At 73.0% G+C, this 20,939-nt stretch carries 23 protein-coding genes and 1 riboswitch; of the genes, 15 read left to right on the plus strand and 8 right to left on the minus strand.

Translation table 11 applies throughout. The features are described 5' to 3' along the window. Window positions 1–215 precede the first annotated feature (215 nt). The gene (locus AB0K02_RS29025; protein WP_365995514.1) at window positions 216–1,199 is read left to right on the plus strand and encodes a LysR family transcriptional regulator; all 984 of its coding nucleotides are present in this window, start codon (window positions 216–218) and stop codon (window positions 1,197–1,199) included. 209 nt (window positions 1,200–1,408) lie between these two features. Here the strand turns inward: AB0K02_RS29025 and AB0K02_RS29030 are convergent, their stop codons facing one another. Continuing rightward, window positions 1,409–2,149, minus strand: coding sequence for a VOC family protein (locus tag AB0K02_RS29030; protein WP_365995515.1), 741 nt, complete (start codon window positions 2,147–2,149; stop codon window positions 1,409–1,411). A 131-nt stretch (window positions 2,150–2,280) separates the two neighbouring features. After that, window positions 2,281–2,769 carry a dihydrofolate reductase family protein gene (locus tag AB0K02_RS29035; RefSeq protein WP_365995516.1) on the minus strand — a complete coding sequence of 163 codons (489 nt, stop codon included), beginning with the start codon at window positions 2,767–2,769 and terminating at the stop codon, window positions 2,281–2,283. A gap of 37 nt (window positions 2,770–2,806) precedes the next feature. On the opposite strand from AB0K02_RS29035, the gene AB0K02_RS29040 reads away from it, so the two are divergent. Together AB0K02_RS29040 and AB0K02_RS29045 are read left to right on the plus strand one after the other, a co-directional pair. Continuing rightward, window positions 2,807–3,628: an alpha/beta fold hydrolase gene (locus AB0K02_RS29040; protein WP_365995517.1), complete on the plus strand. Its 822-nt coding sequence runs from the start codon at window positions 2,807–2,809 to the stop codon at window positions 3,626–3,628. 38 nt (window positions 3,629–3,666) lie between these two features. Beyond that, the gene (locus AB0K02_RS29045; RefSeq protein ID WP_365995518.1) at window positions 3,667–3,789 is read left to right on the plus strand and encodes a hypothetical protein; all 123 of its coding nucleotides are present in this window, start codon (window positions 3,667–3,669) and stop codon (window positions 3,787–3,789) included. 141 nt (window positions 3,790–3,930) lie between these two features. On the opposite strand, the gene AB0K02_RS29050 is transcribed toward AB0K02_RS29045, so the two are convergent. The 3 genes from AB0K02_RS29050 to AB0K02_RS29060 form a co-directional block, all read right to left on the minus strand. Then, window positions 3,931–5,547, minus strand: coding sequence for a phospholipase D family protein (locus AB0K02_RS29050; protein WP_365995519.1), 1,617 nt, complete (start codon window positions 5,545–5,547; stop codon window positions 3,931–3,933). Window positions 5,548–5,763: 216 nt separating this feature from the next. Next, window positions 5,764–6,450, minus strand: a complete 687-nt coding sequence (locus AB0K02_RS29055; RefSeq protein ID WP_365995520.1) for a CPBP family intramembrane glutamic endopeptidase — start codon at window positions 6,448–6,450, stop codon at window positions 5,764–5,766. A 175-nt stretch (window positions 6,451–6,625) separates the two neighbouring features. Continuing rightward, entirely contained in the window at window positions 6,626–7,042 is a 417-nt protein-coding gene (locus tag AB0K02_RS29060; protein ID WP_365995538.1) for a hypothetical protein, read from the minus strand. Between the two features lie 206 nt (window positions 7,043–7,248). Here AB0K02_RS29060 and AB0K02_RS29065 point away from each other — a divergent pair, with 206 nt between their 5' ends. The 9 genes from AB0K02_RS29065 to AB0K02_RS29105 all read left to right on the plus strand — a co-directional run bounded on the left by AB0K02_RS29065 (window position 7,249) and on the right by AB0K02_RS29105 (window position 14,374). Continuing rightward, entirely contained in the window at window positions 7,249–8,247 is a 999-nt protein-coding gene (locus AB0K02_RS29065; RefSeq protein WP_365995521.1) for an inorganic phosphate transporter, read from the plus strand. An 18-nt stretch (window positions 8,248–8,265) separates the two neighbouring features. After that, window positions 8,266–8,889 (plus strand): hypothetical protein, encoded by a 624-nt coding sequence (locus tag AB0K02_RS29070; protein ID WP_365995522.1) that lies wholly within the window; start codon window positions 8,266–8,268, stop codon window positions 8,887–8,889. 419 nt (window positions 8,890–9,308) lie between these two features. Next, window positions 9,309–10,301: a dihydroxyacetone kinase subunit DhaK gene (gene dhaK, locus AB0K02_RS29075; protein ID WP_365995523.1), complete on the plus strand. Its 993-nt coding sequence runs from the start codon at window positions 9,309–9,311 to the stop codon at window positions 10,299–10,301. A 50-nt stretch (window positions 10,302–10,351) separates the two neighbouring features. Further along, window positions 10,352–10,966: a dihydroxyacetone kinase subunit DhaL gene (gene dhaL / locus AB0K02_RS29080; protein WP_365995524.1), complete on the plus strand. Its 615-nt coding sequence runs from the start codon at window positions 10,352–10,354 to the stop codon at window positions 10,964–10,966. Further along, window positions 10,963–11,376, plus strand: a complete 414-nt coding sequence (locus tag AB0K02_RS29085) for a PTS fructose transporter subunit IIA (RefSeq protein WP_365995525.1) — start codon at window positions 10,963–10,965, stop codon at window positions 11,374–11,376. The genes dhaL and AB0K02_RS29085 overlap by 4 nt, the downstream gene beginning before the upstream one ends. Window positions 11,377–11,456: 80 nt before the next feature. Next, window positions 11,457–11,675, plus strand: a riboswitch (cobalamin riboswitch). Between the two features lie 28 nt (window positions 11,676–11,703). Beyond that, the gene (locus AB0K02_RS29090; RefSeq protein ID WP_365995526.1) at window positions 11,704–12,393 is read left to right on the plus strand and encodes an energy-coupling factor ABC transporter permease; all 690 of its coding nucleotides are present in this window, start codon (window positions 11,704–11,706) and stop codon (window positions 12,391–12,393) included. Beyond that, window positions 12,390–12,788, plus strand: coding sequence for an energy-coupling factor ABC transporter substrate-binding protein (locus AB0K02_RS29095; RefSeq protein ID WP_365995527.1), 399 nt, complete (start codon window positions 12,390–12,392; stop codon window positions 12,786–12,788). The genes AB0K02_RS29090 and AB0K02_RS29095 overlap by 4 nt, the downstream gene beginning before the upstream one ends. Before the next feature lie 6 nt (window positions 12,789–12,794). After that, entirely contained in the window at window positions 12,795–13,544 is a 750-nt protein-coding gene (cbiQ, locus tag AB0K02_RS29100) for a cobalt ECF transporter T component CbiQ (protein ID WP_365995528.1), read from the plus strand. Further along, a complete protein-coding gene (locus AB0K02_RS29105; RefSeq protein ID WP_365995529.1) occupies window positions 13,541–14,374 on the plus strand; it encodes an ATP-binding cassette domain-containing protein in 834 nt (277 codons plus the stop codon). Before cbiQ ends, AB0K02_RS29105 begins: the two co-directional genes overlap by 4 nt. A 447-nt stretch (window positions 14,375–14,821) precedes the next feature. Here AB0K02_RS29105 and AB0K02_RS29110 read toward each other — a convergent pair whose 3' ends face one another. Next, window positions 14,822–16,798: a heavy metal translocating P-type ATPase gene (locus AB0K02_RS29110; protein WP_365995530.1), complete on the minus strand. Its 1,977-nt coding sequence runs from the start codon at window positions 16,796–16,798 to the stop codon at window positions 14,822–14,824. A gap of 121 nt (window positions 16,799–16,919) precedes the next feature. On the opposite strand from AB0K02_RS29110, the gene AB0K02_RS29115 reads away from it, so the two are divergent. After that, on the plus strand, window positions 16,920–17,306 hold the full coding sequence (locus AB0K02_RS29115; protein ID WP_365995531.1) for a metalloregulator ArsR/SmtB family transcription factor: 387 nt from the start codon (window positions 16,920–16,922) through the stop codon (window positions 17,304–17,306). Between the two features lie 272 nt (window positions 17,307–17,578). Here AB0K02_RS29115 and AB0K02_RS29120 read toward each other — a convergent pair whose 3' ends face one another. Continuing rightward, on the minus strand, window positions 17,579–18,331 hold the full coding sequence (locus AB0K02_RS29120) for a hypothetical protein (protein ID WP_365995532.1): 753 nt from the start codon (window positions 18,329–18,331) through the stop codon (window positions 17,579–17,581). A gap of 280 nt (window positions 18,332–18,611) precedes the next feature. Here AB0K02_RS29120 and AB0K02_RS29125 point away from each other — a divergent pair, with 280 nt between their 5' ends. Next, window positions 18,612–18,827: a hypothetical protein gene (locus AB0K02_RS29125; RefSeq protein ID WP_365995533.1), complete on the plus strand. Its 216-nt coding sequence runs from the start codon at window positions 18,612–18,614 to the stop codon at window positions 18,825–18,827. A gap of 7 nt (window positions 18,828–18,834) precedes the next feature. Here the strand turns inward: AB0K02_RS29125 and AB0K02_RS29130 are convergent, their stop codons facing one another. Continuing rightward, complete coding sequence (locus AB0K02_RS29130) at window positions 18,835–19,845, minus strand: alpha/beta fold hydrolase (protein ID WP_365995534.1); 1,011 nt, start codon at window positions 19,843–19,845, stop codon at window positions 18,835–18,837. Between the two features lie 197 nt (window positions 19,846–20,042). On the opposite strand from AB0K02_RS29130, the gene nagB reads away from it, so the two are divergent. Next, entirely contained in the window at window positions 20,043–20,828 is a 786-nt protein-coding gene (gene nagB, locus AB0K02_RS29135; RefSeq protein ID WP_365995535.1) for a glucosamine-6-phosphate deaminase, read from the plus strand. The last annotated feature ends 111 nt before the right edge of the window (window positions 20,829–20,939 follow it).

A 20,939-nucleotide genomic window follows, 5' to 3' on the forward strand; every position in this document is an offset into this window, starting at 1 on the left:
CCGTTCGCCCGGTCGGAGGGCGAAGGCGCACAGGGAGATTTCCACGACTGCCTTGTGCGGACAACGAGTTGGGGGATAGGAGATCAACCGGACCTGGCATAACACCGGGAAGCGCCCCGGGCCGACCCGGGACGCCCATGCCGTACCGGGACGGACGGGGAGCCGCTCATAATGGGCCAGTCGTCTCAGTCCCCCGGCCGGCGAGGTGTGTGCAAGTGGAGCTGGAGCTACGCCATTTGCGGGCGCTGTGCGCCATCGCGGACGCCGGGAGCGTGGGGCGGGCCGCCACGGCTCTGGGATACACCCAGCCCGCGATGAGCACGCAGCTCCGGCGTATAGAGAAGGCGCTGGGCGAGCGGCTGTTCACCAGGGGCAGCACGGGAGTGGAGCTCACCGCGTACGGTGTCGAGGTCGTCAGCCAGGCCCGCGACGTCCTCGCCCGTGCGGACGCCGTCGGCCGGCGGCGGACCGCCACGCCGCCGGGAACGACGCGCACGCTGCGGCTCGGTGCCACGAACACGCCGGTCCTGCCCAGCCTCGTGGCCTCGATGCGCAGGGCCTTCCCGGACCTGACGATGTCGATCAGCAGTGTGTACGCCACCGGGGAGCTGGTCGAGCTCGTGGAGCTCGGCGAACTGGACGCCGCGTTGGGCATCGACTACCCGGGGCAGGATCTGCGCCACTCCCCCGCGCTCGCGCACCGCGCCATCGTCACGGCGCCGGTCTTCGTCGCGCTGCCCGCCGATCACCGGCTGGCGCACCGAGTGGAGGTGCCGCTCGAGGAGCTGGCCGAGGACACCTGGTTCGTCGCGCCCGACGACGGTGTGGGCTGGCCGGGCGCCTTCTACGACGCGTGCCGGGCGGCCGGTTTCACCCCGGCGGCCGTGCACGAGTTCAGCCCGCTCGACCAGTTGCAGGCTTTGATCGCCGACGGCCACGGCGTCTCCGCCATACAGGCCACCCACAGGCCCGTCGACGGCGTCGTCGTCAAACCGCTGGCCGGTACGCCGCTGTGGCTCAGGCACCTGATGATCCGGCGGCGCGACAGCGTCGACGACGTGACGGCCGAAGCGCTCCACCACTACGCGGCCGCCGCCTACCGTGAACTCGTCGCCCGCGCCCCGCACTTCCGGGCCTGGGCGAACCGGACCTACGCCGCCGCTCCGCCGAAGGGCCGGGCCGGCCCGAAGCTCACCTGACGGGTGCGGCAGGGCCCCCGCACACCGGGTTCCGGCCGCCGGTCGGCCGAACGACGGCGGGGTCGGGGACACCCCCGGCCCGCATGTGCGCGCGCGGCCTCACGAGCAGCGCGAGCCGGCCGAGCCGGTGGGGCGCGTGCAACGCGCCCCACCGACCGTGACACCCGCCGCGTGCAGGGCTCACTTGTCGGTGGCGCCGAGGCTCCGCGTCAGGACGGGGCGAGGACGCAGAACTCGTGACCCTCCGGGTCGGCCAGGCACGTCCACGGGACGTCGCCCTGGCCGAGGTCGATGTCGGTGGCGCCGAGGGCCCGCAACCGGGCAACCTCCGCCGCCTTGTCGTCACCGGCGTAGGGCAGCAGGTCGAGATGAACGCGGTCCGGCACGGTCTTCACGTCGGGCGTGCGAAGGAACTCGAGATACGGGCCGACATCCTTGGCGGAGCGGAACACCGCATGATCGTCCGTCACGTCGTGCAGGGTCCAGTCCAACGCCTCGCCCCAGAACCGGGCCATGGCGCGCGGATCCGCGCAGTCGACCACCACCGCGGCGATCGGCCCGGTGTCCCGGTAGGTCTCCCGCGGCTCCAGCACGCAGAACTCGTTGCCCTCCGGGTCGGCGAGGACCGTCCACGGCACGTTGCCCTGGCCCACGTGGGCGGGCGTCGCACCGAGAGCCTGGAGGCGCGCGACCAACTCCGCCTGATGGGCCGCAGAGGTGGTGGCGAGGTCGAGGTGCACCCGGTTCTTTGTTGTTGTCCTGGCTTCCGGGACGGGCACGACGTCGATGCCGACGGCGACCGGGTCCGGCCAGACGAGGCCGCCGCCGGGGCCGACGTAGGTGGTCACGCCGGGGCTGTAGGCGCACCAGCCGAGCGCCTCCGCCCAGAACCGGCCGACCGCCGGGCAATCAAGAGCCTTGATGTTCACCATGACGGGTCGCAGTGCCATGCCGGTGATCCTACGCACTCGCTCCGCAACGACACCCGTCGCCGTCGCAACCCCCGCTGAGCGCTCAGCCCCGCCGGGTGAACGCTTCACAGACGCCGCCAGCGGGGAGGGGGCGGTGACAAGCCCGGTGGCTACCTTCTGGGTTCATACCGCATCGCCACCGCCCCCGAACCGAACTCCAGCCGGCTCACGAGCTTCAGGTCGACACGCTTCGACAGCCCCGCGAACACCGTCGGCCCGTGGCCCACCAGCCTGGGGTGCACCACGAACTCGTACTCATCGATCAGGCCCAACTCCGCCAACGCCAACGGGAGCTTCACACCTCCCACGAACAGCCCCTCACCCGACTCCCGCTTGAGCTGCTGAACGGCCGTGCCCACGTCCCCGCGCACGAGCTCGGCGTTCCAGTCGACCCGCTCCAGGGTGCTCGACACGACGTACTTCTTTGCCGCGTCGATCGTCCTGGCGAAGGGCTCCGTCCAATCAGGCCTCGCCCCTGCCTGGGCCGGCGGCCGCCACGCCTCCTCCATCATGTCGTAAGTCACCCGGCCGAAGAGGAGGGCATCGGCCCGGTTGAGGTTCTCGACCGCATGGCGGTGCAATTCCTCGTCCGCGATCATTTCGCGATGATCACAGCACCCGTCCAATGTGGTGTTGATGGAATACCGAAGGGGTCGCATTTCGCGAGAGTACCGCCGGTCTCGCGTCGCGCTGGGCATCAAGCAGTGGAACGTGTTCGGCATCTCCTACGGCACCGACCTGGCGCTCATCTACATGCGTGAGCACCCACAGGGAATCCGGTCGGTCGGCATCGACGGCATACTGCCGCCGTCCAAGGCAGGCTCGGCCCTGGCCTGGAGCAGCGCACGGCAGGGCTTCGACGGCCTGTTCAAGGCCTGCGCGGACCAGCCCGCGTGCAGACGCCGCTATCCGAACCTGTCAGCCACGTTCGACCGCCTCGTGGGTGAGTTCGAGGCCCGTCCGGTCACCACCACCGTCACGGTTCCCGGCAGTCCGAAGCCGGTGAAAGTCGTACTGGACGGCGGAGCCCTGGTGACCTGGCTGACCTCCGCCACCCACCTGGCACCCGGGGTCCCCCGCTCCATCGACGAACTGGCAAACGGCAGACCGCAGCGGATCGCCCAGCAGTGGGCGGGCGGCAAAGTCAGCCCCCAGGCGGCGGGCAGGGTTTCCCACGGGCTCGCCTACGGCGTCTTCTGCCCCGAGTGGGTGCCCTACGAGAGCCAGGAGGACGTGATCCGGGCAGGGCAGAAGGCGTTCCCGTCGTTCCCCCGTTCGGTACAGGCCCAGGCTCCGCAGCTCGCCTTCCTTCATGAGGACTGCGACACCTGGAAGGTCCCCGCGGCGTCGCGCTCGATCCGGGACGTCACGCGGAGCGACATACCCACCCTCGTCGTGTCGGGCGGTTTCGACTCCCAGACCGGAGCGGACAACGGCCGTACGCAGCCCGTACGCTGAGCCGGGCCACCGTCGTCACGATCCCCTACGCCGCCCATGTGGCGTTCGCCGAGTCACCGTGCGCGCAGGCGGTCACCGTCTCGTTCTTCGACTCGCCGACCGCGCCGGACACGGGATGCGTCTCCGGCCTCAAGCCACCCCGGTTCGAGATCGGGCCGTGAGGCGGACGAGGTCAGATTCCCGAGTTCGTAGTCGCGCACATTACGGCGGGGGTGCGCGACCGAGCCCGCCGGCAGCAGGCGGCCGCGACCACTGCGGTGGCGGGCCGGATGATCAGAGCATGAGCCGGCCCCACCGACCCCTCAGAACGCCTTGCGCAGCCGCAGTCGCAGCGGGCGGCCGTCCGGATCGATGATCACGCGGTACAGCGGCAGCGCGAGAAGCCGCTGCACCCCCGAGAGTTCCGGTGGCCGGTAGGTGCGCAGACGTCCGGGCGGCCTCGGACCGGACCGGCCCCCTTCGTGCCAGGAGTCCAGCGCGGCGGCCGACGACGCGAAGGCGTCGAAGGCGCCCGCCGGATCGCACAGGACGTCGGGCGCCTGGGGGTCTGCCGGCTCCTCCTGGTCCAGGTGCTCGCGCGCGAGCGTCAGGCGGAGGTTCCTGGCGAAGGGGCGCGCGCCGTCGCCGAGGCCGGCGGGGTCCTGCGGCTCCCGGGGGTCCCTCGTCTCGTCCAGAACGGCGCAGCTGAGTTCGGAGTCGTGCGTCCAAGAGCGCAGGTTGATGTTGTCGGAGCCCACCGCGGCCCACACGTCGTCGATCACGCACACCTTGGCGTGCACGTACACCGGTGTCCCGGCGTGGTTCTCCACCCCGTACACGGCGACCCTCTCACCACCCGCCCGCCGCAGTGTCTCCAGAGCGGTGATGCGGCCGATCATGTTCATCGGCAGCGTGAGCGGGCCGTCCTGTTCGGGGACTGAGGGGATGACTGCGATGAGGCGCAGCTCCGGATTCGCTCGGAGCGCCCGGGCGAAGTGCTCCACCACCTGCGGGGACCACAGGTACTGGTCCTCCAGATAGATGAGTGCCCGGGCACGGCGCAGTGCCTTCAGGTAGGCACGGGCGACGCTGCGCTCGCCGTCGGGGGCGAAGTCGTAGCCGCGCAGCAGCCGGTTGGGGTACGTGCGCAGCACCTGCACCATGTGCGTGCCGCAGGGCGAGGGATCGGGCAGCTGAGGGGGCAGTGGGTTCGCGTGGACGTCCTCCCCGTGCAGCAGTTCGCGCAGCCGGGACAGCGGGCTGCGGCTGAGGGGCGCCGGATCCGTCCAGCGCTCCCGGAATACGGTTTCGATGTCGCCGACCGCGGGGCCCCGGATCGCCAGCTGGATGTCGTGCCAGGGTGGATGCGGGCCGTACGCGCGGGCGATGGGCTGGGAGCGGTCGTCGCCGCCGTGGTGGATGTCGTCGTTGCGGTTGTGCGACAGGTCGATGCCACCGACGTACGCGACGTCGAGTTCGGGGCGCCCGGGATGGCGCAGGACGACGCATTTCTGATGGTGCGTGCCGCCGGGACGCACCCGCATGTCCAGAAGGTACTCTCCGCCCCCCGCCCGGATCTCCTCGCCGAGGTGGCGGTTCTCCTCCTCGCTGAACTGGAAACTGTCCAGGTGGGAGCGCCACACCAGCCCCTTGACGACCACGTTGCGCTCGGCTGCCTCGCGCAGCACGGTGCCGATCTCGGTCCCCGGGCCCGCGAGCCGCTCGTCGGGATCGCCGCGCCAGTCGGTGAACAGCAGCAGGTCTCCGGCCCGCATGGCGCGGACGGCGGCGAGCAGCTCGGCGAAGTACGTCGCGCCGTGGACCAGGGGGCGAACGTCGTTGCCGACCGACCATGCCGTCCCGTCGGGGCGCCGGCGGTCCAGGCGTGTTGCGGGATTGCCGCGCTCACCGGCCGACAGCAGCCAGTCGACGGTTTCCACGGACGGCACCTCCGACCCACGACCGCAGGGCACCACATGCGCTTTTCCCGCTCTCTTTCGTACCACTCCGGGGCCGATCTCGCAGATGATCGAGTACGCCGGTGAGGATCGGCGACCTCGCCTCCGTGGCCGTTCTTGATCGGTGGGGCAGCATCCGGTCATCGATCCCGGTGAAGGTTCCGTCGGTGTGGTGGCGGCTGGCTCGGTGAAAGGCGATCAGGCCCACCAGCGACTCGCCGCCCAGGCGAGCGCGTAGCCCAGACTGTTGAGGGCGCAGTGCAGCGCCATCGGTGGGATGAGGCTGCCGGAGCGGCGGCGGAGCTCGCAGAAGAGCACACCGGCGAGGGCGGTGCCGGCGACCGCCGCGGTCACGGACAGGGCGACGCCGACCTGGCCGGCTCCGAAGACCGCCTGGGCCGCCGCGTTGGCATGCGTGAGCCCGCGTGAGGGCTGTACGTGCCAGAGCCCGAAGAGCACCGAGGAAGCGACGGTGGCCCATACCGGCCCCCAGCGTCGCCGGAGCATGGCCCACAACACGCCGCGAAAGGCGATTTCCTCCAGCAGCACCGTGCCGAGCGGCACGCGGACCAGCACCCGGTACACCAGTTCTCCGGGAGACAGCCCCGCGGCCCGGTCGTCCTGGAATGCCTCGTGGGTGAACGGCAGGGCCAGGCCCACCAGGTAGACCACGAGAACGGCTCCGGCCAGGACCAGGCCCCAGCGCAGACCACGGCGGGCCGCGGCCCTGCCGAGCCCCAGTTCGTCCCATGTGAGGCCGGACCGGCGGGCGATCAGAACGAGCAGTACGGCCGTGACCACACAGACCGGCACGTACCAGCCGGGTGCGAGCAGGGTGTTGAGTGTGTTCGCGGCCGCGAGCACCACGACGGCCCACAGCAGCATCCACATGACCGCACAAGGATCGCCGACGTTCGCGGCGCGTGAGCAGCAACGCGCCGATCCACGGGCCTGTCGGGTTCCCCGACCGCCACCGGGCCATGCGGCCGCCCACGGAGGCCCAGGGGTCTCCGGCCGCCATTCGCCGGTCGCCGGCGGCGGCGACCCGCTCGTGGGCTGCTCAGCTGACTGAGTACCCATCGGCCGGGCCGGCGTGATCGTCCACCAGGTCGGTGTGTCGTTTCCGCCGCCACGGCACCAGCTGGACGATGCCCCAGGCCACCTCGACCGTGAGGAACAGCCACAGTATCCGCGAGGCGCCGTGGGCCAGCGCGTACGCCATCCACGCCGAGAACAGGATGCGCGCGACGCCGTCGAACAGCCCGTGCACCGGCAGCGGCCGGACGGTGCGCAGAGCGGCCCAGACGATCACGACCGAGCCCATCAGATTTGCGTACAGGGTGTGCCAGAGGTCGGGTTCGGGCAGGACGCCCAACCCGAGTGCGTCGCCCCAGGAGGAGAGCGCGCGGTGCACCAGCGTGTACGTCCACGGTGTCGCGAATCCCGCGGTGACGGGGATGCCCGTTGCGGGCAGCAGGCCGACCCGGGTGAGGGCGCAGTTCCCCTCCGGCCGGTCCGACCCGGCCCCGTCTCACCTCGTTCCGTGCCGAGCGGTGTTCATCGGCCGTGTGCGTGTCGCGTGTCCGTGCCCGGCACCCGCGGGGGTTTCGCGGCAGGATGGAGACAGGGCGAGGGTGCCTGTGGCCGTCCGGGGCCGTGTGCGTGGCGAAAGGTGATCCGGCCATGGAGCTCACTCTGGTGGTGCTGATCATCGTCGTGGGGCTGACGTTCGACTTCACCAACGGCTTCCACGACGCCGCGAACGCGATTGCCACCTCCATCTCCACCCGGGCCCTCACACCCCGCATCGCCCTGGCCATGGCCGCCGTGATGAACTTCCTCGGCGCCTTCCTGGGCACCGAGGTGGCCAAGACCGTGGGCAGCGGCATCATCGGTGCGCCTGAGGAACTGTCGGGTCTGCTGCTGGTGATGTGCGCGCTCATCGGCGCGATCGGCTGGAACATCTTCACCTGGTGGCGGGGGCTGCCGACCTCGTCCTCCCACGCCCTGATCGGCGGACTGGTCGGTGCCGCCCTCGCCGCCTCCGCCACCGTGCACTGGACCGGCATCGTGGACAAGGTCCTGCTGCCCATGCTGCTGTCTCCGCTGGTCGGCGTCGCCCTCGGCTACACGCTGCACACGATCATCCTCTGGACGTTCCGGCACTCCGCCCCGCGCCCCCTCACCCGCCGCTTCCGCATGGCGCAGACCCTGTCAGCCGCCGCCATGGGCCTCGGACACGGGCTGCAGGACGCGCAGAAGACCATGGGCGTCATCGTCCTCGCCATGGTCACGGCGGGATGGCAGGACGACTTCTCCGTACCCCTCTGGGTGATCGCGGCCGTGGCCGCGGCGATGGCCGCCGGCACCTACAGCGGCGGACGCCGCATCATCACCACCCTCGGCCGGCGCATCGTCCACCTCGATCCGCCGCGCGGCTTCGCCGCCGAGAGCGCCGCCACGGCCGTCCTCTACACCACCGCGTTCGTCTTCAAGGCCCCGATCTCCACCACCCAGACGATCACCGCGGCCATCCTGGGCGCCGGCGCGACCCGGCGCATCTCGGCCGTGCGCTGGCAGGTGGCCCGTTCCATCGGCACCGCGTGGATCCTCACCTTCCCCGGAGCCGGGCTGCCCGCCGCCGCCCTCTACCTGATCCTGCAGGCCATCACTGGTCTGTGACCTCGACGGAGGCCCACGATGCCCAGCCCACCCACTCCCTCGCCGGGCAGGCCACCACGCGGCGGACTCCCCGACGGCCTCCCCCTCCCAGGCCGCTTCGCCCATCTCCACCCCGACGACGGCGCGTGCCTCATGGAGGCGGCCTCCCTGCTGGCCACCGGCCGCTTCACCGACGAACCGCCCGGCACCCATCCGGTGCTCGCCGCGCTCGCCCGTGCGGTCAACGACGCCGTCGACGACACCACCCGCCAGACTCTGTGGCCGCTGGCCGCCGATCTCGCCGACGCGGACCCCGCCGACCGCGCCTACGGTCCGCTGCTGGTGGGCACGGTCGTGGACGCCGCCCGCCACGTGCGGCCCGACTCCCGGCGCCTGAAACGCCGCAGCGCGGCCTGCCACGCCCGGGCCCACCGGCTCGCCCGAGCCCGTACCTCGACGACACTGGCCCGCTTCGCCGACATGCTGTGGTGGCACGGGCCCGGCCACCACCACTTCGACCATGCCCTGCGCGTCCTGCTCACCGCCCCCGACGCCGACCAGCGCCTGTCCCGGCTCCTTCACCGGGCCGTGACCGAGGCCCGCGGCCGAGCCCCCAGGGAACAGGCACCGACCCACGGGGAGAGCTTCTCGTACCGCGGATGAATCCCGGCCTGCGAAGCCGGACCGGCCGAGCAGGTGAGTCAGCCGAGGCAGACCACGAGCGAGCAGAGCTGGTCCGGCTCCGTGCGGACACGTCCGCACGGATTCCTGCACGGGGGCGCGCACGTCGGTCTCGTTCAAGATCGGGTCGGATTCCCCGAGTGGCGGATCCATGGATCCGGTCGACGCGTCGTTTCCCGTTCGTGCGCGTCTCTTCGATACTGGGTGCGGCAGCCACAGCGGCGACGACAGGACGGAAACATGCCTGACGCACAGTCAGGAGAGCAGCGCCGAGTCAGCAGCAGCCCCGCCTGACACCGCCCGACGCCGCTGGCTGCCAGGAGCCACCGACCCCCACCTACCTGCCGACCAGGTAAAAGCCTGCTCAGGGCCCTAGCTGGTACTTTCCCCAGGAGGAACCGTTGAGAATGCTCATCAACGTCCCCGAGACCGTTGTCGCGGATGCGCTGCGCGGGATGGCCGCCGCGTATCCCGACCTCAATGTCGACGTGGACAACCGCGTGATCGTCCGGCGGGACGCACCGGTCGCGGGCAAGGTCGCGCTCGTCTCCGGAGGCGGGTCGGGGCACGAGCCGCTGCACGGAGGGTTCGTCGGGCCCGGGATGCTGGACGGGGCCTGTCCGGGTGAGGTGTTCACCAGTCCCGTGCCGGACCAGATGGTGCGGGCCGCCGCCGCTGTCGAGAGCGGCGCGGGGGTGCTGTTCGTCGTGAAGAACTACACCGGCGACGTGCTCAACTTCCAGATGGCCGCGGAACTCGCCGAGGACGAGGGCGTGCGGCTCGCCACCGTGCTGGTCGACGACGACGTCGCCGTGACGGACAGCCTGTACACGGCGGGCCGGCGCGGCACCGGTGCGACCCTTTTCGTGGAGAAGATCGCGGGCGCCGCCGCCGAGGAGGGCGCCCCGCTGGAGCGGGTCGAGTCCCTCGCCCGCCAGGTGAACGCCTCCTCCCGCAGTTTCGGCGTCGCGCTCAGCGCCTGCAGCACTCCCGCCAAGGGCGGTCCGACCTTCGATCTGCCCCCGGGCGAGCTGGAGTTGGGCGTCGGCATCCACGGCGAGCCGGGCCGCGAGCGGCGGGCCATGATGACCGCGGGGGAGATCGCGGACTTCGCCGTGGGAGCGGTCGTCGACGACCTGCGCCCCACCGGCCCGGTCATCGCCCTCGTCAACGGGATGGGCGGCACTCCCCTGCTGGAGCTGTACGGGTTCAACGCCGAGGTGCAACGGGTGCTCACCGAGCGCGACGTGGCGGTGGCCCGCACCCTCGTCGGCAACTACGTGACCTCGCTCGACATGGCCGGGTGCTCGGTGACGCTGTGCCAGGTGGACGAGGAGCTGCTGCGGTTGTGGGACGCGCCGGTGCAGACGCCCGCCCTGCGGTGGGGACGCTGAGCCCGCGCCCCGCCCCCTGCCGAACCGATCTTCCGAACCGAGGAGTTCTCGTGCTCGACGCCGCATTCTTCCGCCGCTGGCTCGCGGCCGCCGCCGCGGCCGTGGACCGTGAGGCCGACCGTCTGACCGAGCTGGATTCCGCGATCGGCGACGCCGATCACGGCACCAATCTCCAGCGCGGCTTCGCGGCCGTCGTCGCGGCCCTGGACAAGGAGCCGCCGGCCGCGCCCGGAGCCGTACTGGTGCTGGCGGGACGCCAGTTGATCTCGACGGTCGGCGGGGCCTCCGGGCCGCTGTACGGGACGCTGCTGCGGCGTGCCGGCAAGGCACTCGGCGACGACGCCGAGGTGAGCGCGGGGCACTTGGCCAAGGCGCTGCGGGCGGGTGTCGCGGCCGTGGCGCAGCTGGGCGGGGCGAAGGCGGGCGACAAGACGATGCTGGACGCCCTGGAGCCGGCGGTGGCGGCGCTCGGCGACAGCACGGACTCGTTCGCCGCGGCCAGGGATGCGGCCGAGCAGGGGGCGCTGGCGACGGTGCCGTTGCAGGCGCGCAAGGGCAGGGCCAGTTATCTCGGTGAGCGCAGCATCGGGCACCAGGACCCGGGGGCGACGTCGTCGGCGCTGCTGGTGGCCGCGCTCGCCGAGACCGCGGAGGCGGCCGGATGAGCGACGCCGCCCAGCGGGTCGGGATCGTGCTGGTGTCGCACAGCGCGGAGGTGGCGCGCTCGGTCGCCGCGCTGGCGCGCGGGCTCGCGGGCGGCGGGGAGCTCGCGCCCGTCGCCGCGGCGGGCGGCACGCCGGACGGCGGTCTCGGCACCAGCTCCGAGCTGGTCTGTGCCGCGGCGGCGGAGGTGGACCGCGGCGCGGGGGTGGCCGTGCTGGTCGATCTGGGCAGCGCCGTGCTCACGGTGAAGGCCCTCCTCGCCGAGGGCGACGAACTGCCCGACGGCACCCGGCTCGTGGACGCCCCGTTCGTGGAGGGTGCGGTGGCCGCCGTGGTGACCGCGTCGGCCGGGGGCGACCTGGACGCGGTGGAGGCGGCGGCCTCGGAGGCGTACGGGTACCGCAAGGAGTAGAGGCGTGACGGGAGGGGTTCGCGCGGCCGGGTGTGGCGAACGGCTCACCCGGCCGCGGGCCGGTGCACCCGTGCGCGGCTTGTGATGTCGCTGGTCCGGGCACTACTGTCACGGGGCCTTGGTGTTCGGGAAACCGGTGCGGTACCGGTGCGGCCCTCGCCACTGTGATCGGGAAGTCCGGCTCCACCCCTCAGGGGAAGTCACTGGGCCACCGCGGGGGACCGCGGTGCCTGGGAAGGCGGAGTCACGGGCGGCATGACCCGTCAGCCAGGAGACCGGCCAGGGTGCGCTGTCCATCCACGAGGTGCTGGAGAGGGTCTCCCGACCATGCATATAGCCGAGGGGTACCTGCCCCCGTTGCACGCCGCCGCCTGGGGCGTCGCGGCGGCCCCGTTCGTCGTCCACGGTGTACGTGCCCTGACCCGCGAGGTCAAGGCCCACCCCGAGTCCACCCTGCTGCTCGGCGCCTCCGGCGCCTTCACGTTCGTGCTCTCCGCCCTGAAGATCCCGTCGGTGACCGGCAGCTGCTCCCATCCGACCGGCACCGGGCTGGGCGCGATCCTCTTCCGTCCGCCGATCATGGCGGTGCTCGGCACCATCACCCTGCTGTTCCAGGCGCTGTTGCTGGCGCACGGCGGCCTCACCACGCTCGGCGCCAACGTGTTCTCCTTGGCGATCGTCGGTCCGTGGACCGGTTACGGCGTCTACCGGCTGCTGCGGCGGTCGGGCGTCCCGCTGATGGTGGCGGTGTTCTTCGGCGCGTTCGTCGCCGACCTGTCGACGTACTGCGTCACCAGCGTGCAGCTCGCGCTGGCCTTCCCCGACCCGAGCAGCGGATTCGTGGGCGCGCTCGCCAAGTTCGGCGGCATCTTCGCGCTCACGCAGATCCCGCTCGCGGTGAGCGAGGGGCTGCTCACCGTGCTGGTGATGCGGCTGCTCAGCCAGTCCAGCAAGGGCGACCTGGCCCGTCTCGGCGTCCTGCTCCCGGGGAAGAAGAAGGAGGCCGTGGTCCGATGAGCCGCAACGCGAGGATCAATACGCTGCTGTTGCTGGCCGTGGCGGCACTGGCCGTCCTGCCGCTCGTCCTGGGGCTCGGGGACGACAAGGAGGAGCCGTTCACGGGCGCCGACGCACAGGCGGAAACGGCGATCTCGGAACTCGAACCGGACTACGAGCCGTGGTTCTCCCCTCTCTACGAGCCGCCGTCGGGCGAGATCGAGTCGGCACTGTTCGCACTCCAGGCCGCGATCGGCGCAGGGGTGCTGGCGTACTACTTCGGCCTGCGCAGAGGACGCAGGCAGGGTGAGGAGCGGGCCGCGGCGCGCACGGGCGCCCTCCGGGAGGAGGCCGCCGACGAGGCGCCCGAGGCGTCGGCCGGCAGCGGGGACGCCCCCACCGCGAAGCTGCCGTAGGCGCCGATGCTGCCGATCGACGCGGCGGCGCACAGCAGTCGCTGGCGCCGCCGCCATCCCTGTGAGAAGGCCGTGCTCGGCCTGGGGCTGACGGTGACGGCCGTGTGCCTGCCGCCCTGGCCCGGCGCCGTTCTGGTGGCCGTCGCGTCCCTCGCCGTCCTGCTGGGCCCGGCCGGGGTCGCCCCCCGGCAGCTGTGGCGGGCCTTCCGCATCCCCCTCGGGTTCTGTGTCACCGGGGCGCTGCCGCTGTTGTTCGCCGTGGGTGGCGCCGCGGGGCCGGTGGCGCTGGCGCCCGACGGTCCCGAGCACGCTGCCGCGTTGCTGCTGCGGACCTCGGCGGCGTCGCTCGGGGTGCTGCTGTTCGCGTTCACCACGCCGGTCTCGGACGTCCTGCCCCGGCTGGTGCGGGCGGGCGTGCCGCCGGCTGTGGTGGACGTGGCGCTGGTGATGTACCGGATCAGTTTCCTTCTGATGGACGCGATGAGCCGGGTCCGCCAGGCCCAGGCCGCCCGTCTCGGCCACACGAGCCGGGCGGCGGCGTGGCGTTCGCTGGCGGGGCTGGGGGCGACCGCGTTCGTCCGCGCCTTCGACCGGGCCGGCCGGCTGCAGGCCGGGCTCGCCGGGCGCGGTTACGACGGCGCGTTGCGGGTCCTCGTGCCGCGCGCGTCCGTGTCGCGCCGCTTCCTCGCCGCCGTGGCCGCGCTGCTGGCGGGCATCGTGCTGCTCACCCATCTGCTGGAAAGGTTCGTCCTGTGATCGTTGAGCTCGTCGACGCCGGTTTCGCGTACGAGGACGGGCCGGCCGTGCTGAGCGGCGTCGGCCTCGCGCTGCAGGAGGGCCGCTCCACGGCTCTGCTGGGGCGCAACGGCAGCGGAAAGACCACCCTGCTGCGGCTGTTGAGCGGCGGACTGCGCCCGGCGACGGGCCACCTCCGGCTGGACGGCGAGCCCGTGACGTACGACCGTGCCGGACTGACCCGCCTGCGGACGAGCGTGCAGCTGGTGGTGCAGGACCCCGACGACCAGCTGTTCGCGGCGTCGGTCGAACAGGACGTGTCGTTCGGCCCGATGAACCTCGGACTGCCGGAGGAGCAGGTACGCGCCCGGGTGGACGAGGCGCTGGCGGCGATGGACATCATGGCGCTGCGGGACCGGCCGACGCATCTTCTCTCGTACGGACAGCGCAAGCGGGCGGCGATCGCGGGCGCGGTGGCGATGCGGCCGCGCGTGCTCATTCTCGACGAGCCGACGGCGGGGCTCGATCCGCACGGCCAGGAGCGGCTGCTGGAGGTGCTGGGCACGCTGGGTGCGTCCGGTACGACGGTGGTCATGGCGACCCACGACGTGGACCTGGCCCTGCGCTGGGCGGACGACGCGGCCGTCCTCGCGCCGACGGGTCTGCGCACGGGCCTGGTCGCGGAGCTGCTCGCGGACCAGGCCCTGCTGGACGCGGCGCGCCTGCGGAGGCCGTGGGGAACGGCGGTGGCAGAACTGCTGAGGTCGCACGGCCTGCTGGGCCACGACGAGGCGGGGCCGAGGACGCCGGAGGAGCTGTCCCACTGGGCGGCGGGCCGGGCACGGGCCTGAGGCCCGCGAGCCCGGCGACGCGGGCGGGCGGGCAGCGAGGGCGGCGCGGGCCACGGGCACGGACAGAGGCTCGGGCAATGGGCGGGCACCTTCGGGGCGTGGAGCACGCAGAACCGGTGAGCGCGGGGGCCCTCAGGGGCCCCAGGCCCGCCGAGCCGGACGGCGCGGGCCACGGGCACGGACAGAGGCCCGGGCAACCGGGCGGGCCTTCGGGGCGTGGAGCACGCAGAACCGGTGAGCGCGGGGGCCTCAGGGGCCCCAGGACCGCCGAGCCGGACGGCGCGGGCCCCGGACACGGACAGAGGCCCGGGCTACCGGGCGGGCCTTCGGGGCGGGCCCGCGGAGCCGCGTGGCGGGCCGGAGGTCCTGGGCCCGTCCCGGCCGGCGTGGGGGCCGTCGCACGGCGAGCCCCCATGCCGGAGTCCCGCCGCGCCGCGCGCACGTGTGTCACGCCCCCGCCTCGCGCCAGGACGATTCCCGCAGCAGACGCAGGCCGTTGAGGGCGACCAGGACCGTCGAGCCCTCGTGCCCCGCCACGCCCAGGGGCAGCGGGAGGTGACCGGCCAGGTCCCACACCACCAGCACGCCGATGCACACCGACGCGATCACGAGGTTCTGCGCCACCAGCCTGCGGGCCCGGCGCGAGAGGGCCACCACGGCCGGGACCGCGGCCAGTTCGTCCCGTACGACCACCGCGTCCGCGCTCTCCAGGGCCAGGTCGGAGCCCGCGCGGCCCATGGCGACGCCGGTGTGGGCGGCGGCGAGCGCGGGCGCGTCGTTCACGCCGTCGCCGACGATCAGCACCTTGTCCCCCGCGTCCTGCCACGCGCGCACCGCGGCGACCTTCTCCTCGGGCAGCAGCCCGGCCCGTACGTCCTCGATGCCGGCCTCGCCGGCCACCCGGCCGGCCGCGCGGGCGTTGTCACCGGTCAGCAGCGTCGGCGTACGGCCCGTGAGGCGGGCGAGCGCGGCGACGGCCTGCGGCGCCCCGGACCGGAGCCGGTCGTCGACGGCGAGCACGGCCACCGGCACCCCGTCGGCCTCGACGAGGACGGCCGTACGGCCCTCGGCCTCCACCTGGACGGCCGCCGCGCACTCCTCGGCGAGCAGGGCGGCGGGGCTTCCCACGCGCACCGTGCTGCCGTCGACGCTCGCCGAGACGCCGCGTCCGGGCGTCGACGCGAACTCCCTCGCCCCCGGCAGCCGCAGTCCGCGTTCCCGCGCGGCCGCGACGATCGCGCGGCCGAGCGGGTGCTCGCTGTGGACCTCGGCGGCCGCGGCGAGGGCCAGCGCACGGTCCTGCGTCAGACCCGCGTCCGGCAGCACCCGCACCTCGGCGACGCGCGGCGAACCCTCCGTCAGCGTGCCGGTCTTGTCGAGCGCGGCGCGGTCGATCTCCCCCAGACGCTCCATCGCCACGGCGGACTTGACGAGCACCCCGTGACGTCCGGCGTTGGCGATGGCGGAAAGCAGTGGCGGCATGGTGGCGAGCACGACGGCGCACGGCGAGGCGACGATCATGAAGGTCATGGCGCGCAGCAGGGTGCTCGTGAAGTCGGCGCCGAAGGCGAGCGGCACGGTGAGCAGGGCGAGCGTGGCGACCACGACACCGGTCGAGTAGCGCTGTTCGACCTTCTCGATGAAGAGCTGTGTGGGCGCCTTGGTGGCGCTCGCCTCCTCGACCATGGCGACGATGCGGGCGATGACCGACCGGGCGGCGTCCTTGTCGACGCGGACGCGCAGGGAGCCGGTGCCGTTCAGGGTGCCCGCGTAGACGGTGTCACCGGCGCGGCGGTCCACGGGCAGGGGTTCGCCGGTGATCGTGGCCTGGTCGACCTCGCTCGCGCCGTCGAGGACCGTGCCGTCGGCGGGCAGCCGCTCTCCCGGCCGTACGAGGACGGTGTCCCCCACCCGCAGGTCGGCGACGTCGACCGTCTCCCACGCCTCGGACCGGTCGTCGCCGGCGAGGCGTGCGGCACGGGCCGGGGCGAGGTCGAGCAGACCGCGGACGGAGTCGGCGGTGCGCCGGGTCGCGAGGGCCTCCAGCGCGCCGGAGGTGGCGAAGATGACGATGAGGAGGCCGCCGTCGAGGTACTGCCCGATGGCCGCCGCGCCGATCGCCGCGACCACCATCAGCAGGTCGACGTCGAGCGTCCGTGCGCGCAGGGCCTGAAGGCCCGCGAGACCGGGCTGCCAGCCGCCGGCCGCGTAACACAGGGCGTAGAGCGGTCCCCAGGCCCAGGCGGGCGCGCCGGCGAGGTCGAGCGGCAGGGCGCACAGGAACGCGACGGCGGACAGCGCGGCCCAGCGGACCTCGGCCAGGGCGAACAGCCGGGTGCGCGGCCGGCCCGGCGGTGCGGCGGGCGGCGCGGCCGGTCGCGCCGTGAGCACGGGCGCGGTGGTCGGCGGGGTCGGGGGAACCATCGGGACACCTCTTCTCCGGGCTCCGGGAACGGCGGAGCCGTCTCGGCTGACACCCTCACCATAGCGGAACACATGAAGAGGTCTTCATTCATGCGATTGCCCGCACGGCTACGATGTGCGCATGGGACACGGAGTCAGCAGCGGCATCACACCGGCCGCCCACCTGGACGCGGACTCCGCGGCGACCATCGCCGCCACTCTCCAGGCTCTGGCCACCCCCTCCCGGCTGATGATCCTCACGCGCCTGCGCCAGGGACCCTGCGGCGTCACGGAGCTCGCGGACGCGGTCGACATGGAACAGTCGGCGGTCTCCCACCAGTTGCGCCTGCTGCGCGCTCTGGGTCTCGTGACGGGGACCCGCCACGGCCGCCGGATCGAGTACAGCCTCTACGACACGCATGTCGCCCAGCTCCTGGACGAGGCGGTCTACCACATCGAGCATCTGCGCCTGGGCGCCCGCGACCTGCCGGAGCGGGAGGCTCCCGCGGACACCGCCGACCACGCCTGACGCCCTGCCAGGCCCTCGGCGCGGCACCGCCGCCTCGTCGGGGGCGGCGCCGGGGAGCACGCCCGGCGGTCCGCCGCAGCCCGGGCCCGCTCCCGCGCCGCCGCCTCATGAGGCGACCGCCTGCTGCCACCCGCTCCCGCACCGCTTGTCCGTGCCCTTCGCCGGGCATCAACGCCGCTGGTCCCGGTCGGGATCCACGCCGACCGCTCGGATCGCCGCCCCACCCGGGGACCCGGCCGACTTCGCCGGCTGGCCTCACAGACGCCGAGCGGTCAGGTCCCCGTCACGTCGGGCGTTCGGAGCATCCGGAGGAACGCCTTCAACCCGGTGATGATCTCCTCGTTGTCGGTCAGGCGGTTGACGGCGGACTCGAACTCGCGCCCCATCGCGGCGATCCTCCGGTCGGCCTCGTCGACCCGCGCGAACACCGACACGCCCAACGCGTCGACCGCGCGCCGCAGTTCGGCGACGGCCCGGTACTGCTCCTCGGCCTTCTCCTCCAGCACCCTCGAACCGGCATGGAGGTGGTCGACCTGCCGGCGCAGCTCCACGACGTCGTCGCGGGGGTGCGTCACGTCCTTCAGCAGCACACCGAGGCGGCGGCGGAGCTGGGTGAAGTACGCGCCCGCGGGCCGGAAGAACGTGCTCACCAGGAAGAAGCCCGCGAACCAGTAGCCGGCAGCGTTGCCGGTGGCCGCCGTCAGCGCCACCAGCAGGCCCGCGGTCACCACGTGCCCAGCGACGGCCGCCCGCAGGGCCGTCCGCGCGATCCGTGCCGCCTCGGCGTCCCGCGCCTGGGACACCTCGAGCCCCTTGCCGCGGCTGATCGCGATCTCGGCCAGCACGGAATGGGCGCGGAAGTAGAGGTTCCAGGGCAGGGTCAGCAGGACCAGGAGCCAGAGCAGGCCGACCACGCCCGCCGCGGTGCCGAGGACGACGGCGGGCGGCGCCCCCACCGCGTAAGCCAGTGCCAGCGCGCCCGCGAGCGCGGCCGCCGCCAGTGCCGCTCCCCACAGCTTGCCCATCCCGTCCCCCTTGCGTCGCCGCGCTCCGGTCTCCCGCTCCGACATCGTCCGGCTCGGGCGGCGGCGGGGCATGAGTACGGCTACTCATCCCCGCGCTCACGGGCCGCCGTCGCGGTGGGTCACCGGTGTCCCCGTCGCCGCGGGGCGCGGCCCGGAACGGCGCGTTGTGCGGCTCGCGGCGGACTGGAGCGGCGGCCGCCGGGTGCGGGCCCGGCGGTTCGCGGCCGACCCTCGCGGCGAGGGGCGGGGCGTGTCAGGGGGGACTGGCAGACTGGGGCGCATGTCAGCTCCCCGCCGGTTGTGTCCCGAGTGCCGCCGTGAGATCGCCGTCGTGGCGGGGCGGTTCGCCCGCCACGATCCCGCCGGTGCCCGCTCGGGCGCGGAGTTGGTCTCCTGCCCGGGTTCGCGGCGTCAGGCGCCGGTCGCTCCGGCGCTCCAGCCGTCGCTGGACGGCAGTCGCGTGCCGGACTTCCCCGGGCAGCTGCCACTGTTCTGACGCGCGTTCAGGTCGCGCTGCGCTCGTTCGCCGGATCGGGCGCGTTCCCGGCGCCACCGCCGGCTCCCGCGGCCCGCAGCAGCTCGCGCCAGCGTTCGGTGTCCCAGTCGGCGGGCTCGGTGGTGGCGACGAAGTCCTCGACGAGGGTCAGGAAGCGCATGGGGTCGGTGTGGAACGGGAAGTGCCCCGCGCCCTCGAATATCTCGAGCCGGCTGCCGGGCATCGCGACATGCGCCGTGTGGGCCTGGTCCACGGGCACCACGCTGTCGCGTGATCCCCACAGCAGCATCACCGGCATCCCCTCGGTCAGATAGCAGCGGTCGAGCATGGTGACCACCTGCCCCCGCCAGTCGACGACAGCCCGCAACGTCCGGATGAACGCGCTCCGTGCGCGGGCGTCGGGAAGCGCGTCCACGAGGCCGAGCAGCTCCGGGGCGTCCTGCCCCAGGCCGGTGTCGAGTCTGCGCATCAGGTCGCCGAACAGCCGCATCGCGTGGCGCATGCCCCAAAGGCGCAGGCCGGACAGCAGCACGTCGGCGCCGGGCAGGGACGCGGCCCGCAGCACGGGGTTGACCGCGCGGCCCACTCCCCCGGCGCTCACCAGCACCAGGCGCTCGGTGCGCTCGGGGAACTGGTAGGCGAACTGCATGGCGACCCCGCCGCCCAGCGAGTGGCCCACGAGGGTCGCCCGGTCGATCCCGAGGACCCCGAGCAGGTCGCGCATGCCGTTGGCGTAGGCGGCGACCGAGTAGTCGGCACGGGGCTTGCCGGACTCGCCGTGACCGAGGAGGTCGGGAGCGATGACGGTGTGGCGGCGGGCCAGGGCGGGGATGAGGTCGGCCCAGGTGGCAGAGGAGTCCCCTATGCCGTGCACGAGCAGGAGCGCCGGACCCCGACCGGCGATGCGGTAGGCACGGCGGTACCCGTGCACCGTCAGGTGGCGCAGTCGCACGTCCGCCGCCGACACGGGGCGCAGCCGGCCCTGGGGCGGGGACGGGGACGTCTGGGGCGGGAGCATCGACGGCCTCCTGCTGACGAGATCTCGTCCGAGCGTAGAACCGCCGTCGCACGGGGCGTTTCCGCCGGGTTTCCCCCGGGATACATCAGCGCCGTCCGCCTGATTACCGGCGCGTAGCCGCTGTCGCCGGAAGACAGAATCCCCTTCGGTGAGTAGATTGGTCTACACCACTGGGCGCTTCAGAGACAGGGATCTTCGTGGAAGTTGTCATCGTTCCGGATTCCGCCGCGGGCGGCGAGCTCATCGCCGAAGCCATGGCCGACCTGCTGCGACGCAAGCCCGACGCCCTCATCGGCGTGGCCACGGGGTCGACCCCGCTGCCGGTGTACGAAGCCCTCGGGGCCAAGGTGGCGGCGAAGGAGGTCGACGCCTCGCGTGCCCGGATCTGCCAGCTCGACGAGTACGTGGGCCTTCCCGCCGGGCACCCCGAGTCCTACCGGTCCGTCGTCCTGCGCGAGGTCGTCGAACCGCTCGGCCTGAGCGAGGCGGCCTTCATGGGCCCCGACGGAGCCGCCGACGACGTGGCGGCGGCATGCCTGGCGTACGACCGGGCGCTGGCCGAGGCGGGCGGGGTCGACCTCCAGCTGCTGGGCATCGGCACCGACGGGCACATCGGGTTCAACGAGCCCTGCTCCTCACTCGCCTCTCGCACCCGGATCAAGACACTGACCGAGCAGACGCGCGTGGACAACGCCCGCTTCTTCGACGGCGACATCGAGCAGGTCCCCCACCACGTCATCACCCAGGGCATCGGCACCATCCTGGAGGCCCGCCACCTGGTACTGCTGGCGACCGGGAAGGCCAAGGCGGACGCCGTGGCGCTCGCGGTCGAGGGCCCGCTGTCCGCGATGGTCCCCGCATCCGCCCTGCAGCTCCACCCGCACGCGACGGTCGTGGTCGACGAGGCGGCCGCCTCCAGCCTGAAGCTCGCCGACTACTTCCGGGCCACCTACGCGGCGAAGCCGAAGTGGCAGGGCCTGTAGGCCCGTATGCGACAGGGGGGCGGGGCCCCCGGCCGGGGCGGCCGGGGGGCGCCCCCATAGCAATTGGGGCGCCCCCGCCCAGACCCCCGCACGGCCCCCGCCCCCCCCCGC

The organism is Streptomyces sp. NPDC049597 (assembly GCF_040675505.1).
In the GTDB taxonomy this organism is placed as follows: domain Bacteria; phylum Actinomycetota; class Actinomycetes; order Streptomycetales; family Streptomycetaceae; genus Streptomyces.

Excerpts from the sequence above, each read along its gene's own strand:
- AB0K02_RS29085 (WP_365995525.1), top strand. The coding sequence starts at position 10,963 with ATGAGCGACGCCGCCCAGCGGGTCGGGATCGTGCTGGTGTCGCACAGC.
- AB0K02_RS29090 (WP_365995526.1), top strand. The coding sequence starts at position 11,704 with ATGCATATAGCCGAGGGGTACCTGCCCCCGTTGCACGCCGCCGCCTGG.
- AB0K02_RS29095 (WP_365995527.1), top strand. The coding sequence starts at position 12,390 with ATGAGCCGCAACGCGAGGATCAATACGCTGCTGTTGCTGGCCGTGGCG.
- AB0K02_RS29115 (WP_365995531.1), top strand. The coding sequence starts at position 16,920 with ATGGGACACGGAGTCAGCAGCGGCATCACACCGGCCGCCCACCTGGAC.
- AB0K02_RS29110 (WP_365995530.1), bottom strand. The coding sequence starts at position 16,798 with ATGGTTCCCCCGACCCCGCCGACCACCGCGCCCGTGCTCACGGCGCGA.
- AB0K02_RS29035 (WP_365995516.1), bottom strand. The coding sequence starts at position 2,769 with ATGATCGCGGACGAGGAATTGCACCGCCATGCGGTCGAGAACCTCAAC.
- cbiQ (WP_365995528.1), top strand. The coding sequence starts at position 12,795 with ATGCTGCCGATCGACGCGGCGGCGCACAGCAGTCGCTGGCGCCGCCGC.
- AB0K02_RS29130 (WP_365995534.1), bottom strand. The coding sequence starts at position 19,845 with ATGCTCCCGCCCCAGACGTCCCCGTCCCCGCCCCAGGGCCGGCTGCGC.
- AB0K02_RS29040 (WP_365995517.1), top strand. The coding sequence starts at position 2,807 with ATGGAATACCGAAGGGGTCGCATTTCGCGAGAGTACCGCCGGTCTCGC.
- AB0K02_RS29030 (WP_365995515.1), bottom strand. The coding sequence starts at position 2,149 with ATGGCACTGCGACCCGTCATGGTGAACATCAAGGCTCTTGATTGCCCG.
- AB0K02_RS29120 (WP_365995532.1), bottom strand. The coding sequence starts at position 18,331 with ATGGGCAAGCTGTGGGGAGCGGCACTGGCGGCGGCCGCGCTCGCGGGC.
- AB0K02_RS29065 (WP_365995521.1), top strand. The coding sequence starts at position 7,249 with ATGGAGCTCACTCTGGTGGTGCTGATCATCGTCGTGGGGCTGACGTTC.
- AB0K02_RS29125 (WP_365995533.1), top strand. The coding sequence starts at position 18,612 with ATGTCAGCTCCCCGCCGGTTGTGTCCCGAGTGCCGCCGTGAGATCGCC.
- AB0K02_RS29070 (WP_365995522.1), top strand. The coding sequence starts at position 8,266 with ATGCCCAGCCCACCCACTCCCTCGCCGGGCAGGCCACCACGCGGCGGA.
- AB0K02_RS29055 (WP_365995520.1), bottom strand. The coding sequence starts at position 6,450 with ATGCTGCTGTGGGCCGTCGTGGTGCTCGCGGCCGCGAACACACTCAAC.